Here is a 13,773-nt window from a genome sequence, read left to right as displayed (position 1 = left end):
ATCACCGTCCTACTTTATTTTTAATGGCGTTAATTGAGCTTCAACATCCGTAAGTGAAACATCCGCTTGCAACAACGAGGCTGCCGTATAAGCGCTTTCAACCAAAGCCGTATCATACAAATGAACAGTTTTGTCACTCATTTCAATGGCCATTTCTAAATTCATTTTGGCACTACCGAGATCATAAAAAGCTAATAATTCGTCCGCCGTATTGGCTTCAAATGCTTGTGTAATCTTAACCATGCTGGTACCAACTTGATGATCATCGGTTCCCCCAGCAATCGTTATCGAAACATCCTTAGCAACTTGTGCTAATAGACGTTGGACACCGGCAGCAATTTCTGGAACGTGTGAGACAACCACAATTCCTAAACTCATAAGATCCCCTCCGTTGCTAATAACGTTGTGAATAAATAACCACTTGAAACGGCGCCTGGATCAAGATGACCCACGGAACGCTCACCTAGATATGAAGCTCGCCCCTTTTTAGCCACCATCGGCTTGGTGCTCGCAACTGCGTCATCAATAACGGTCTGTGTTAACTTGCCGGCCTGAACCGCCTGAACAACTGGCGCCCACACGTCAATTAGCGTCTTGTCGCCCGTTGTAGCCCCACCTCGTTTTTCAATTCCAGCTAACGCAGCTGCTAACAAGACGTCTAAGTCTGTATCAGTCTTACTTTGCTTGGCCATTTCTAAGAACGCCGTCCCATATAATGGCCCCGAGGCACCACCTACCTTGCTAATTAATGCCATCGCCGTTACTTGAAAAAGTTTAGTTAAATCATCTGGTTGAGTCGCTAGTGCTGTCTTAACCGCTGCTAGGCCACGAGCCATGTTACCACCATGATCGCCGTCACCAATCGGTGTATCTAATTCGCTTAAATAGCTTTGGTGTTGTTCAATCTGTTCTGCAAATTTGTTCAACCATGTCGTTGTGTTTTCAACTGTTAACATTTTCAGTTCCTCCTTATGACCACGCAATCGTTTTAACCGGGTACAGTAAGTAATCTAACCATTGTGGATCAGTCACCTCAAACATCGTCAATGAGATGCCAGCCATATCAATAGAAGTCATATAATTACCAACCTTCATAAAAGCTGGTTTAATTTGACGCAATGCCAACTCATCTAATAGGTCATGGCAAAAAACATATTGATCCATCAAGGGGGTTGCCCCCATACCATTCACTAAAACCGCGTATTGGTGATCTGACTGAAGTTTTCCCTCATCATCCAATTTACCTAACAATTCTTGGACAAGCTGTTTCGACGGCTTGATTTTTTCACGCCGATAGCCTGGTTCGCTATGAATACCAACGCCAAACTCAATTTCATCATCTGCCAACTCAAAACCTGGTTTGCCAACCTCCGGCACTGTGGCTGCGGATAATGCAACCGCAATGGTTTTAATCTTTGGTAAAACGCGCTTTGCTAAGCTTGCCAAATCATCCAGACTAGCTCCTTGATCAGCCGCTGCCCCGAGAATCTTGTGCATAAAAACGGTTCCCGCAACTCCCCGCCGACCCTGAGTATACAGACTGTCCTTAACAGCAATATCATCATCAACCACTATCGATTTAACTTGAATATCATCTAATTCAGCCATATCCTTAGCCATATCAAAGTTCATGACATCACCAGAATAGTTCTTCACGACCAAGAAAACACCCTTGCCCTGATCAACAGCTTTAATAGCAGCATAAATCTGATCTGGCGTTGGTGATGTAAAAACTTGCCCTGCTACGGCTGCACTAAGCATTCCTGGCCCAACAAAACCGGCATGGGCAGGTTCATGACCACTGCCACCACCGCTAACAATGCCAACCTTACCTTGCATTGACGCTTGATCACTTCGAACCATCGCTTCTGTATCCGATAATTTAGTTAAGTATTGTGGATAGGAACGTACCAATCCGTCTACCATCTCGTCAACGACATTTTTAGGATCATTAATAATCTTTTTCATATTGCTGTCCTTCCCTTCTCGAATTAACAAGTTCATTTTATATGAATCCGCTTTCAAAAATAATGGACACTTTCCTCATTTTGTCCGCCACTTTACGATTAGTCCATTAATTCGGATGCGTTATAATAAAGTTAAATTAACAGTTAAGAAGGTGTCTCAATGCAAATCATTAATGAACCCCAAAACGCCCTAAATCAAGCTATTCAGGGTATTCAATGGGCCTATCCAAATTTAACATGGGTTCCTCATACATTGGGATGCTATGACCGTAACTTTCAAGATGATCAGGTTCCATTAATTGCTGGTGGGGGTAGCGGACATGACCCAGCGCACTGGGGCTACGTTGGAACTGGTATGCTGACAGCCGCCATTATGGGGCAAGTCTTTCAACCACCCACACCACAAGAAATTATTAAAGTTACTAAGCAAGTGACACAACAACGCCGGGCCTTTTTTATTGTTAAGAATTTTCCAGCAGACGTTGCGGCATTCACTGCTGCTCAACAGCAACTACAAGCAGAACACTGGCAAACCGGACTATGTATTGTCGCAGACGACATTTCAGTTGATAACGCTTCCCTCAAACAACGACGTCGGGGCGTTGCTGGCACCATTTTAGTTCATAAAATTCTCGGAGCCGCTGCTGTTCAAGGTGCTTCCATCAATGAACTTAATCAACTTGCATCCACACTAGTGGCAAACATTCATACCATCGGTGTCGCGGCAAGTGGCGCGCATATTCCAGGACAAGCAACGGTATCGTTCACATTAAATCCGGGAGAAATCTACTATGGCATTGGTATTCATGGTGAACCTGGTTATCGACGTGAACCCTTCCAGTCATCGGAACTGCTGGCACAAGAATTAATCAGTAAACTCCATCTTAATTTTCAATGGCACGCCGGTGATCATTACGCGGTTTTCGTTAATTCACTCGGTGGTACAACACCAATGGAGCTCATGGTGTTCAATAATGATGTTCATGAGTTACTCACTTTAGCTGCATTGGAAATTGACTTTAATAAGGTGGGGACCTTTTTAACTTCTAACGGCATGCATGGCCTGTCCCTAACCCTATTGAAATTAGCTGATCCTGCTTGGTTAACTGCCTTAAATCAGCCAGTTACAACGGCTGCCTGGCCTAACTAGCGCAAAATTTTGAGCGTCATTTCGATTGCAGCAATTGCATCCTGTGACAATGTTTCATAATCTTCAGGATGGTTAGCAACTATATTATGTGTTAATGATTGTGCAATCCCTAAACACAGTAGCCAAATCAAGGCTGCGGTTTCAGCTGTATGCGTTTGTGTCAATTCAGTTAACAATGCTGCCAAGTGATTACCAACTAACGCGGTCACATCAATTTCATGTTGGGAATTAATACATTCCGCGTAGAACCGTCGATTAGCATCTAGTTCGTAACAAACCAGCTTAATAATATCAATCCAGGGCAAATAATTCAGATTACGTTCAACCGTTTCCGCCAATGTATCATCAATAAACCAGGTTAATAATTCATATTTATCTTGAAAATAATCATAAAATGTTTGTCGCCTAAAATCGGCAGTATCCATAATTGCCGTTACGGACGTCCGACTAAAGCCCTTCGTCAAGACAACATCATGAAATGCTTTCGCAATCTTTTTCTTCGTGATATATGCCATCTAGACGCCTCCATGCTAAGTTTTATCCACATTGTATCGATAACTATGACTCCTGTCCAACAGGAGCCATATAGATGAATGAATTAGTCATCACATTAAACGCTATGACAAGTTATAGCGTTTAATGTGATGATATTTTTTATACTAACTATAACTAATAAAACCAGGTCTAGCATTTCACCATCATTTACACTAAAATACATTCAACACACTCAGGGGGGCATTAACTATTATGACATCATCACTCACAGTTAAACGGATTCCGTTACTTGGCGCGCTAATTGCGATGCAGATTATCTTAGGCAGCTTACTTTCAATCCAATTATTGTTAACTAAGATTTCCTTTGCTTTCATTATCATCGCCTTAACAGCACGTTTGTTTTCACCTTGGGTTACTGCGGGCAGTGCCGCACTCGCCAATCTCTTGGGGATGTTACTATTTCCTAAGTTCACTTTTTTCCCCTGGTTTTCTCTTAACCGCATTTTTGACCGGGCTAATCTTTGGACTGGCCTTTCACCAGCAAACTTCCTTAGTACGCGTTCTGGTCGCTAACTTCATCGTGGCCTTTATCCTTAATCTATTTTTGAATAGCTTATGGCTACACATCATGTATTTAACACCATGGTCAGTTTTACTGACAACTCGTATTATTCAAGAAATTGTCACCTATATTTGTTACTCAATTATTTTGATTGCCTTATTTAAAATTCCAATTCTAGATAAATTAACGACTCGTTTTAAATTACAGTAGTCACTAATTATTTCACTGATTAAGTGATGACTACTAGTATTCAATTCAAATAAAACACGAAAAAATATGCGACGTGTTCTCACAACCCATATTTTTTCGTGTTTTATTTGGAGGCCACCCCCCCGAACCTACAGGTGCCCTATTATGAAATTTCTATTAATTTAATGCCGCGACCATCCCGGCCAAGAACTCCGCCGCTGCACCCACAAAAATTTGTTGGGAATGGTTAAAAATCGGCGCTTGCTCATCCACATTAACGGAAAGGACGTGCTGAGCACCTGCCATCCCCGCCAAATAATCATCATCACCAGCTACCCCAATATTAATCAATACTTCGGGTGCAACAGTCACTGCCATTGCGCCAATCTGTTGTTCAACACTAAATTGTTCCATTGCTGTCAACGGCTGAGTAACGGCAATTGCCGCTCCAATCCATTTGGCCAATTGTTGTGCTTGTAGCAACACAGCTGGCTCCATGGCGCCTCGACCCAGGGCCACAATTCGCTTAGCCGTTGCAATACTCCCAACATTGACTGGCACATCCTTGGTCAAGTTCAAACGTTTCACCACACGATGCAAGTCGGCCACAACCAAATGTTCCGGTACCGCTCGTCCCCCAGTTGTTGGTACGTCAGCATCTTCATCATTCAAACTCGTCGCAGCAAATGTCAGTGCTAGTTGGGCAGTTGTCCCAACAATCAGCGGTAGCGTCGCTACATCATTTCGCAACGCAACTAATGGCGAGTGCTGCGTATACGCCAACTCACCCATCAGCGGCATCAGCTTTTCAAATGGTGTCAGCGCATTCTGGCTAGCAAACAAAGCTGCCAATTGCGCAGCATTCGTAAATGAACGCTCATCATCCGCTTGCTGAGCCGCATTAAAAACACTCGTCTGCAAGGCCGCTGTAAGTGCTAATACTGGTGACAAGTCTGCTAATGGTGGTTGTTCTGTCAATGTCAATTGACGCGTCTGGTCCGTTGCATGTTGCCAGATTCCCGCTGTGATCGCACCGGCAAATAGCTGCCCCAGACTTTGCGCACGCTGCATCACTTGTTGCCCTCGGCCCAACTGACCAAGTTGCTCAGCTGCCGTGACTGGTACACTAGTAAGTTGAATGTCAGCCATCGCTAATCCATGCAAACCCAACGGTATCACTTGGCTACCGACAGTGACGCCTGGCTGATCAGCAGCAACCATAAAAGTCCCCATCGCATCCGAAGGTGTTTGTGCTAGGATTAAATAATCGGTCGCCTGTGCAACATTCAATACCGCTTTAACCGTACCAGATAATCGCCAGCCAGCCGTGACAGGTGTCGCCGTAACTGTGCTACTAGTTGTAACTTGTGATGGTAATGTCGCCAATCCAAAAATCCGTTGTTGTGTGAAATACCGTTGGCGCTGTTGCGGCGTTCCAAATGTCAACACGATATCTTCGACCTGCCAGTTACTTGCAAAAATCTGCGCTAGTCCAGCCGAGCTCTGTGCCAGGGCCAACGTACATAAAACACGTTGGCTCAGTCGATCATTCGGCAACGGTTCATCTAAGCCAAACTGTTGAGCAAGTGTTGTAAGCATCTCTGAATCAACGTGACCAGTCGATTCAATTTGCATTGAGAGTCCCATTAGCTGGTCACGCGTCAGTGCCAATAGCCGCTGCCACAATCTTGTTTGTCGTGCCGTTAAATGTAATTCCATTCTGATCCCTCACTTCATCCGTCATCTAATAAGTCTAACTTACCACATTTTTAGTCTTCAAACGAAAAAAGCGAATAACCATGATCATCAATAGCCACTGTCAGATCGAAATAGAGCAATAGTCCAAACTTACATTAGACCACTGCTCTATTTCAATTATTACTACTCAGATTTTAAATTAGACGCAACAAAGCCATGTTCTAAAATCCCCATATAAGCCTTTGCGCGACTGACCATCCATTCGACATCATCCATCGATTGAACGTCATTGTTCTCCCGCATGTATGCCTGAAATTCCATAAAAATCTGATTATAGACTCCCATGATCAAGGCAATTGTTGCCTCACGATCAATATCCTTGCGGAGCGGCATTTTATCAAGTACCCGGCCAATCATTTCCCGGGAAATAGCCATTGCTTTTGCATACAAAACTTTTATTTGCGCTTGTATTTTTGCTGGCAATCGCTCCAAAGCACCATAAGCTTCAATCATAACTTTCATTTCATCCGGATGGTCTTTACCAAACGCTGCCTTATACTGGGCGCTTCGAACCATTAAGGTTACTAAATCATCCGGCACATCAAAAATCTGCTGATTAATTGTGGTAATAATCGTATCCGTTGCCGTTTGAACGGTGGCCATGTACAGCCCCTGCTTACTACCGTAATAATGAAATATTAGTCCCTTTGATACCGCTGCCACAGATGCAATCGCATCCGTCTTAGCATCGCGATACCCATGCGCCGCAAATGCGTGCATGGCTGCCTGCATAATACGTTCGACTTTGGCAGGATCTTTAGGGACTGATCGTGTTACCACCATGTGACGCACTCCTTTCATTTACTGAGCTAAATCACGCCGCCGATAGCCCAATGCCGCTACTACTAATAGTAGCACAGTTAATGCTAGACACCAGCCACCAGTGGCCCAATCCAAAGCCTTGATTGGAACCTTATTAACAAAACCAAGTGGCGTCAAATGACGGGCCCACTTCGGCAAATCTATCAAGTTACCAAGATATAATGAGAAAAAGGCATAAAATACCCATGCCCAAGCAGCATAGCGCCATTTAGGCAGCCAACCAGTTAAAACACTCGCCACCGCTACCATCACTAACATCGCTGGCCCATAAGCACAAAAGACGTGCCAGTACGTTATCCAATTGATTGGATCTTTCATGCTAACTAAGCCCATCAAATACATGCCGCTGAGGCCAGCTAATAAAACGGCCATGCCAGTTATGAGTGACCACCCAGTGTAACTAGCCCACACATGCCACCGCGACGTTGCCGTTGCATAGACTTGATGAAGATACCCCTTCTGCTCATCATTAACTAGTTTCAACATTAACTGAACCGCTGGAATCAGGGCAACAATCACCATTACAATGGCTAAAATCGCAATAAAATTTTTGACAATCATCCGGTTAGCTGCTGCTAAGGCCGATGCACCTAATAATTGTTTAATCATCGGGTTACTCTTAGCCAAATCACCGATTGTATTGAATACAGAGGCATACGATGCGCCTAGAATAAAGTTACCTAATAGCCATGCGATAATTACGCCATGCGATTGACGCCACAATAAGGTTGCCGGGCCACGCAATAACAAGCTAGCTTGGCGTCGACCACGTCGTTGCTCGATCAAGCCTGCACCCAAATCACGTTGAACATTTAAAAGGGCCGCAACACTCAAACAACCGATTCCTAACAGCAAGTACAGGCTAACTGGTAGCCATTGATTTGCCTGATAAGCATCTAGTTTTTCAATCCAACCAAAGGGAATCCACCATGTCAATCGTGGGTGACTGACATCCGTGCCCATTCGTGCGACATACATAATTCCCAGCACCACATAGCTCAACATCGTCGTTCCACTAGCGCTATTCATGACCTGGGCAAGTAATAGTGTCAACATTCCAAAAGCCCAACCTAGTGCACCTAATCCTAGGCCAATCAACCAGTTACCTTGGATCGTCGCCCCAGGAAGTTTTGCAACCGTCAGCCCTAATCCAAAAAGAATCCCCACTAGGCCGTTCAGCGCGGTCAGCTCGACTACGCCAGCCAATAGCGGAGCCAACCGACCAACAGCGTGAGCCCGGACTAACTCCAACAAGCCGTCATCTTCATCACCCCGCGACGTGGCAACAGCCACCATAATATTCATAATAATCATAAATATGGCAATAAAAACTACCATTTCGGTTGCAAACACTTTGGCAGTCGTATAGGGCGACTTGGCCGTAAACGCTCCAAATAGGGAAATCATCGCTGGCATTTTGAGTGTCTTGACAATTTCATTTAATGCTGTTTGAGTCCCATAAATACCATCAAATTTTGCCGCAATCGCCGTGAATAGCCCTGTTAATACAGCAACCCAGATAAGCAATTTTTTCCAATCACGTCTTAGATTAAACTGAATCAGTAATCCAGTTCGAGCAAATAATCGCGTTGCCATCCGTTTCACTTCCCCTCAACCGTCCGTTTATCCGTCGTATAATAACGCATAAACAAGTCTTCCAGTGTTGGTGGCGTCGTCGTTAATGTTAAGAGTTGGCGACTAGCTAAATATTGCACCACCGTCGTTAACTGGTCAGCATCAACTGCTAAGCTGACATGATTTTCACCATGGCGTTCAGTAACACCGTGGACACCCGCTAATGCTGCTAGATCCGTCAATGGTTGTCGGGTTTGCACATCAACAGTGGTTCGGGTCAAGTGTCGCATCTCAGCCAGGGTCCCCGTCTCAACAATTTGACCTTCTCGAATAATTCCAATACGATCACACATTTTTTCTACTTCTGAGAGAATGTGACTGGATAGCAAAACACTCTTCCCCTGTTGCTTTAAGGCTAGAACTTCGGTTTGAAAAGTCTGCTCATTTAACGGGTCCAAGCCTGATGTCGGTTCATCAAAGATATAAAAGTCGGCATCCGTTGAAAACGCCGCAATCAACGCAACTTTTTGTCGATTTCCTTTAGAATAAGTACGGGCCTTTTTACGCGGATCTAATTCAAAGCGCTTAATCAGAGCATCCGTCTTAGCAGTGTGCTGACCACCATTTAATTTCAAGAATAAATCAATGATCTCACCCCCACTTAAATTCGGCCATAGGTAGACATCCCCTGGCACGTAAGCAATCCGTTTATGAATCGCCACACTATCCTGCCAGACATCTTGTCCAAAGATTGTTGCTTGACCAGCGCTGGCCTTTAAAATTCCAAGTAATATTCGAATCGTCGTTGATTTACCAGCACCATTTGGTCCAATAAATCCAAATACCTCCCCAGCATTAATCTCAAAGTCAATATCTTTGAGTGCTTGAAACTTTCCAAATTTTTTCTGTAAATGTGTAATTTTTAATAATGGCTCGTTATTCATATAACACACTCCCATTCTTAACAATAGCTACCAACTTAGGACGTCCTTTTTATTGATGTCGCTATCATAGACGCTATTGACCAGCAAGTCAATGACTAGCTGGTCAATAAAAAATATTTTTTTTAAAGGGCTCACTTAACCCTTCATCATCAATCTCTCGTGCTAGTTGTGTCACCTAAGAATCGCTACCCACTTACATTTAATATCCAATTACCGCTTTAAAAGTTGCTAATTTTCAGGCACCCTCACGATAGACTAAAAAACGAGCGCGGAAGCAGCAACCTTTTTGCGCCTATTTCGACAATATTGACAGAAAAATTGTGCGCCGTTTCTTAAAAAAAGACTTCTTCTCAAGAAACGGCGCACAATTAGTTTTGTCCCACGTTTTTTTAGTATGACTCGCACCCTACCAAAGCTAAGTTCAAGTCGTGCTTGGTCATAATTATTTACTAGAATATAGTTGGCACTAAGCCACCATCCGCACGTAACGCTTCACCAGAAAAGCTGCTGGCAAACGGACTAGCAACAAACACAGCTAAGCGGCCGATTTCTTCCGGACGAATTAAACGTTGGATTTGTGATAACGGCCGGTGGTTGACCATGAAATCATGTTCCCACTGATCCCTTGGTAAATCCGAATCAGCATACATCTCGTCCAACATTGACTGAACACCTTCAGTCAATGTTGACCCCGGCATGACCGTATTAACAGTTACATGGCTACCGACTGTTAGTTTCGACAGACTCTTTGCCAAAGAAAGGTTCATCGATTTAGTCATCGAATACTGTGGCATCTCTCCCGATGGCATAACTGCTTCTTCACTCGCAATAAAGATAATCCGACCAAAATCTTGGGCCAACATGGCTGGTAAATAATGTTTCGCCAACCGATTGCCAGATAACACATTCACTTTAAAGAATCGTTCCCAGGTTGCATCATCGATCTCATCGTAAGCCATGGGGCCAAAAATTCCCATATTATTGACAAGAACGTCAACCGTTGGAATTTGTTGAAACATTTCATCGGCTTGCTGCGGATCACTAATATCATACGGTGCGGCCATCGGATTTGTTGCCGGATAAGCCGTAGCTAACTCATTGACAACGGCTTGCACAGTATCCGCACGTCGGCCATTGATGATTACGTCGGCGCCTTCCTTAGCAAAAGCCACGGCAATGGCGCGACCAATCCCCTTCGTTGAGCCAGTGACTAACACCGTTTTTCCTGCTAAACCCATTTCCATGATTCAAAATCCTCCGTTCTGATTTAAATTGCTTGTTTAGTCTAACTAGTTTGCTTAACAAACACAACTGATTAATCTTCACTTTACCCATAATGCTTTAATTATTTCCCGGGTAATAAACAAAAAAGCCCGCCAGTTTTTTCGGCGGACTTTATTATGTACGCGACTTAATCCGCGCTTGATTTAGCATATTCCTCTAATACGGGCATCACATAGCGCTGTTCTGCCTGTTTGCGAGCCATGATGGCGTCATCCATGTCAGCAAATTGTTGATTTAAGACTAATCGACCGCGATACATTAGCCGAGCGACCCATTTCTGTGAGCAACGATCAAAAGAAACCCCAATGACCCCACTCCGATTGCGACTATTCGGTTTTAAGCGGTCAACCGAAGTTCCTTGGTAAAGTGGCAAATTATCACTACGTCCCATGTTCTTACGAGTTTTTGGGTTTTCAAAGATGTTTTTTCGGCTAACGTCTGCTCGTAAACAGCCGCAACTCTTAGTAATCCCTTTCCGTAGTCGATAGCTATCGACTACTACTTGTCGTCCACATGAACACTGACACAACCAACGTGCATTACCATTAGGTGCACTCTCCGCCCGTTCAATGACGGTCAAGCGGCTGAAAGTCGCACCTGTTAAATCCTTAAGTCGCATCAAAATCACCTCACTAAGCTTTCTGCGTAATCAGTCCGATTATTTTCAGCACAACCGAGCTTATACTATACAATTTAACCCGATTATATGAAATATTTGTGACAAATAAAAAATTTTTTATAGTAAAATCTGCGCATTAAAACCATATTAAATAAATGATTTGCGTGTACTCCACCCATTCCAGCTTTGTCTTTTATTTAGAATACTACTATTATGATTATATGTCACTTTTTATCATTTATATTATCGTTGGTCATGTCGACGCAAAATAGCGTTAGCCTTTATACAGTCTAACGCTTTATACGTTAATTTTACAAACGATTTTAAACAGTTAAACAAACCAGCCCACCGGTGCAAGTCCTAGCCAACTAAGCACATCAACACTAGTATCGGTCGAAACAAATGGTTGTAGGGCTTGTTTAATTTCTGATGTCGTAGCCAGTGTCTGTAAATCATACCAATATAACCCTTGCTTACTATGGCCAACCAGCGTCCAGCGACCTAATGATTTTAACGTTGGCACTTCAGTATCGAGTTCCGCAGACAGCCCCTTCACAAAGACGTGCATTGTTGGCAACCAGGCACCATCATACTGTTCTGTGTCTCGCCGTAATTGACTAATCTGTTTCTGTAAATTATTAGCCGTCCGATACAACCCTAGTACCGCCAAGATACCGATAAGTAAGAATAACATCCATACGCCCATTAAATCAGTATTACCTTGCCGAAGTATTAAAATCAAGAACAGTCCCCACACGAAGACCCCCGCATAAAGACTCACGTTAATTGTGTTCATTGCTTGATCACGTAGGTGTAATGCAACTTGTAACCGCACCTTGGGATTACCGGACGTTACGGTCGTTTGTTGTAGCGCTGGTTGGTCACTACCAGTATACACAATCTGGATATCTGGCTCTTGTACTTGCACTTTGGCTAATACTTTAAACGCACTATTGTGTTTATTCAGATCCGCCACAACGGCTTGTGGTACGTACTCACTAAAAATGCGATAGCGCGTTGCAACTTTTTTGAATTGATACCAATTACCCCGAATGGCCGTTAATAAATACCGACGATTAGCCTGTGCATTTAACCACGCTAATTCCTGTTCGGAACCCTTTATTAAAAACCGATGCCGCCACATACCAACCACTTCCATTTTTAAATTAAATAAAACCAATCGGTGCTAATCCAAGCCAGCTAACAATCGATATAGAAACGCTATCTCCCACGACAGGTTGTAGCGATTGCTTGATTTCCATTGCACTTGCCAGCGTCTTCAAGTCATACCAGTACATTCCGTGATGATCTTGACCTACGTAAACCCACGCCCCCAGACTAGTTACTTTTTCTGTATCCAGCTCGGCGGGCATATTTTTCAAGAAAACATGCATTGTTGGCCGCCAAGCATCATCATACTGTTGCGTAATGACTCGTAGCGCGTTCGCCTGCTTATGAATCCGACTCGCTTGCCACGCAGGATAGAAGGTAAAGATCAGCCATACAAACATTCCCCAACTGGCCACGTTATCACTCACGTTCAGGCCAATCACAATCACGGCCAGTATCAGACCAACCACTAGCCTGATATTCATGACATTTAACAAATGTCCTCGTTGTGCCAGTGCAATTTTCAGCTGCAACGGCGCGTCTTGGTGATCCACTCGTGTCCCCTGCAAACCAGCCTGAGCCGTGCCCGTATAAATCACCTGTACGGCTGGCTTCGTCAATTGTAACTGTGCTAATAATTTGAACGGTGTGTGCTGGTCGTCAATTTCAGTTGCAACGGCGCCACTCACATATTCACTAAAGACTTGATATTGCGTCGTCGTTTTTTGAAATTGATACCAGTTCCCCCTGATATGCCGCAGTAATTGCCCGCGTTGTGCCTGATGATTGAGCCACCGCAATTCCTGCTCTGAGCCCTTAACCGCCATTTGATATCGCCACATATACTCACTTCCCCGTTAGATTAACCCGCAATCCGTTATAATCCCGCCTGCTCACAAATTTGATTCAATAATTGCAGTCGTTTTCGCTCGGCTGCTAACACTGATTCGCCACTCCCCGTAATTTCGTAAGTATGGACATCATTTTCGTCGACCCGCTCTGTCATCAAGTAATCTTTCGTCATAGCATGCAAATTCGTAAACAAGGTTCCTAAGCCCAACTGTAGCTGATTATTCGTCATTTCGGCAATTTTTTGCGGAATAGCTTCACTGGTAATCGGCTGGCGAACGCTGACTAAGACCAAAAAAGCCGCTTCCGTCATTGGTTCATACTTATCAATTAATCGTTGATAAAAATTAGCTGGCATAATCTTATCCCCCCAAAAAAATCATCAATTTATAAAAGCGCTTTCTTTTTATATCAATTTAATTATGGTCCACCGTTTTCTTGAATGCAAC

General features: G+C 43.8%; 14 protein-coding genes and 1 pseudogene. 2 read left to right on the top strand and 13 right to left on the bottom strand.

Annotated features, from left to right (window positions below; all coding sequences use genetic code 11):
• Window positions 1-9 precede the first annotated feature (9 nt).
• The 3 genes from dhaM to dhaK are packed head-to-tail and all read right to left on the bottom strand — an operon-like array spanning window position 10 to window position 1,968.
• Window positions 10-378 (bottom strand): dihydroxyacetone kinase phosphoryl donor subunit DhaM, encoded by a 369-nt coding sequence (gene dhaM / locus LP667_RS00685; protein WP_021730459.1) that lies wholly within the window; start codon window positions 376-378, stop codon window positions 10-12.
• Complete coding sequence (gene dhaL / locus LP667_RS00680; RefSeq protein ID WP_021730458.1) at window positions 375-956, bottom strand: dihydroxyacetone kinase subunit DhaL; 582 nt, start codon at window positions 954-956, stop codon at window positions 375-377. The genes dhaM and dhaL overlap by 4 nt, the downstream gene beginning before the upstream one ends.
• Window positions 957-969: 13 nt before the next feature.
• Window positions 970-1,968: a dihydroxyacetone kinase subunit DhaK gene (dhaK, locus tag LP667_RS00675; protein WP_033609254.1), complete on the bottom strand. Its 999-nt coding sequence runs from the start codon at window positions 1,966-1,968 to the stop codon at window positions 970-972.
• Window positions 1,969-2,127: 159 nt separating this feature from the next.
• On the opposite strand from dhaK, the gene dhaQ reads away from it, so the two are divergent.
• On the top strand, window positions 2,128-3,117 hold the full coding sequence (gene dhaQ / locus LP667_RS00670; protein ID WP_021730456.1) for a DhaKLM operon coactivator DhaQ: 990 nt from the start codon (window positions 2,128-2,130) through the stop codon (window positions 3,115-3,117).
• Here the strand turns inward: dhaQ and dhaS are convergent.
• A complete protein-coding gene (gene dhaS / locus LP667_RS00665) occupies window positions 3,114-3,632 on the bottom strand; it encodes a dihydroxyacetone kinase transcriptional activator DhaS (protein WP_021730455.1) in 519 nt (172 codons plus the stop codon). The genes dhaQ and dhaS overlap by 4 nt on opposite strands.
• Before the next feature lie 232 nt (window positions 3,633-3,864).
• On the opposite strand from dhaS, the pseudogene LP667_RS17315 reads away from it, so the two are divergent.
• Window positions 3,865-4,384: pseudogene (locus tag LP667_RS17315) on the top strand (folate family ECF transporter S component).
• A 156-nt stretch (window positions 4,385-4,540) separates the two neighbouring features.
• On the opposite strand, the gene LP667_RS00655 reads toward LP667_RS17315, so the two are convergent.
• The 9 genes from LP667_RS00655 to LP667_RS00615 all read right to left on the bottom strand — a co-directional run bounded on the left by LP667_RS00655 (window position 4,541) and on the right by LP667_RS00615 (window position 13,682).
• Window positions 4,541-6,082, bottom strand: a complete 1,542-nt coding sequence (locus LP667_RS00655) for an FAD-binding protein (RefSeq protein ID WP_056988331.1) — start codon at window positions 6,080-6,082, stop codon at window positions 4,541-4,543.
• A gap of 162 nt (window positions 6,083-6,244) precedes the next feature.
• Window positions 6,245-6,904, bottom strand: coding sequence for a TetR/AcrR family transcriptional regulator (locus LP667_RS00650; RefSeq protein WP_021730452.1), 660 nt, complete (start codon window positions 6,902-6,904; stop codon window positions 6,245-6,247).
• A gap of 18 nt (window positions 6,905-6,922) precedes the next feature.
• Window positions 6,923-8,539, bottom strand: coding sequence for an ABC transporter permease (locus tag LP667_RS00645; protein WP_021730451.1), 1,617 nt, complete (start codon window positions 8,537-8,539; stop codon window positions 6,923-6,925).
• 5 nt (window positions 8,540-8,544) lie between these two features.
• Window positions 8,545-9,462: an ABC transporter ATP-binding protein gene (locus tag LP667_RS00640; protein WP_021730450.1), complete on the bottom strand. Its 918-nt coding sequence runs from the start codon at window positions 9,460-9,462 to the stop codon at window positions 8,545-8,547.
• A 449-nt stretch (window positions 9,463-9,911) separates the two neighbouring features.
• On the bottom strand, window positions 9,912-10,706 hold the full coding sequence (locus LP667_RS00635; RefSeq protein ID WP_021730449.1) for an SDR family NAD(P)-dependent oxidoreductase: 795 nt from the start codon (window positions 10,704-10,706) through the stop codon (window positions 9,912-9,914).
• A gap of 167 nt (window positions 10,707-10,873) precedes the next feature.
• Complete coding sequence (locus LP667_RS00630) at window positions 10,874-11,365, bottom strand: hypothetical protein (protein ID WP_021730448.1); 492 nt, start codon at window positions 11,363-11,365, stop codon at window positions 10,874-10,876.
• 331 nt (window positions 11,366-11,696) lie between these two features.
• Window positions 11,697-12,524 (bottom strand): hypothetical protein, encoded by an 828-nt coding sequence (locus LP667_RS00625; protein WP_050584247.1) that lies wholly within the window; start codon window positions 12,522-12,524, stop codon window positions 11,697-11,699.
• Window positions 12,525-12,531: 7 nt separating this feature from the next.
• Window positions 12,532-13,317, bottom strand: a complete 786-nt coding sequence (locus tag LP667_RS00620; RefSeq protein WP_021730446.1) for a hypothetical protein — start codon at window positions 13,315-13,317, stop codon at window positions 12,532-12,534.
• Window positions 13,318-13,352: 35 nt separating this feature from the next.
• The gene (locus LP667_RS00615; protein WP_021730445.1) at window positions 13,353-13,682 is read right to left on the bottom strand and encodes a helix-turn-helix domain-containing protein; all 330 of its coding nucleotides are present in this window, start codon (window positions 13,680-13,682) and stop codon (window positions 13,353-13,355) included.
• Window positions 13,683-13,773: the final 91 nt, after the last annotated feature.

Origin of the sequence: Lactiplantibacillus paraplantarum, assembly GCF_003641145.1 — a bacterium.
In the GTDB taxonomy this organism is placed as follows: Bacteria; Bacillota; Bacilli; order Lactobacillales; family Lactobacillaceae; genus Lactiplantibacillus; species Lactiplantibacillus paraplantarum.
The sequence above is the reverse complement of the archived record's forward strand: the minus strand, read 5'-3'. Positions and strand labels throughout refer to the sequence as shown.

Bases quoted from the DNA above. Each gene is read 5' to 3' on its own strand.
- dhaM (WP_021730459.1), bottom strand. From the start codon at position 378: ATGAGTTTAGGAATTGTGGTTGTCTCACACGTTCCAGAAATTGCTGCC.
- dhaL (WP_021730458.1), bottom strand. From the start codon at position 956: ATGTTAACAGTTGAAAACACAACGACATGGTTGAACAAATTTGCAGAA.
- dhaK (WP_033609254.1), bottom strand. From the start codon at position 1,968: ATGAAAAAGATTATTAATGATCCTAAAAATGTCGTTGACGAGATGGTA.
- dhaQ (WP_021730456.1), top strand. From the start codon at position 2,128: ATGCAAATCATTAATGAACCCCAAAACGCCCTAAATCAAGCTATTCAG.
- dhaS (WP_021730455.1), bottom strand. From the start codon at position 3,632: ATGGCATATATCACGAAGAAAAAGATTGCGAAAGCATTTCATGATGTT.
- LP667_RS00655 (WP_056988331.1), bottom strand. From the start codon at position 6,082: ATGGAATTACATTTAACGGCACGACAAACAAGATTGTGGCAGCGGCTA.
- LP667_RS00650 (WP_021730452.1), bottom strand. From the start codon at position 6,904: ATGGTGGTAACACGATCAGTCCCTAAAGATCCTGCCAAAGTCGAACGT.
- LP667_RS00645 (WP_021730451.1), bottom strand. From the start codon at position 8,539: ATGGCAACGCGATTATTTGCTCGAACTGGATTACTGATTCAGTTTAAT.
- LP667_RS00640 (WP_021730450.1), bottom strand. From the start codon at position 9,462: ATGAATAACGAGCCATTATTAAAAATTACACATTTACAGAAAAAATTT.
- LP667_RS00635 (WP_021730449.1), bottom strand. From the start codon at position 10,706: ATGGAAATGGGTTTAGCAGGAAAAACGGTGTTAGTCACTGGCTCAACG.
- LP667_RS00630 (WP_021730448.1), bottom strand. From the start codon at position 11,365: ATGCGACTTAAGGATTTAACAGGTGCGACTTTCAGCCGCTTGACCGTC.
- LP667_RS00625 (WP_050584247.1), bottom strand. From the start codon at position 12,524: ATGGAAGTGGTTGGTATGTGGCGGCATCGGTTTTTAATAAAGGGTTCC.
- LP667_RS00620 (WP_021730446.1), bottom strand. From the start codon at position 13,317: ATGTGGCGATATCAAATGGCGGTTAAGGGCTCAGAGCAGGAATTGCGG.
- LP667_RS00615 (WP_021730445.1), bottom strand. From the start codon at position 13,682: ATGCCAGCTAATTTTTATCAACGATTAATTGATAAGTATGAACCAATG.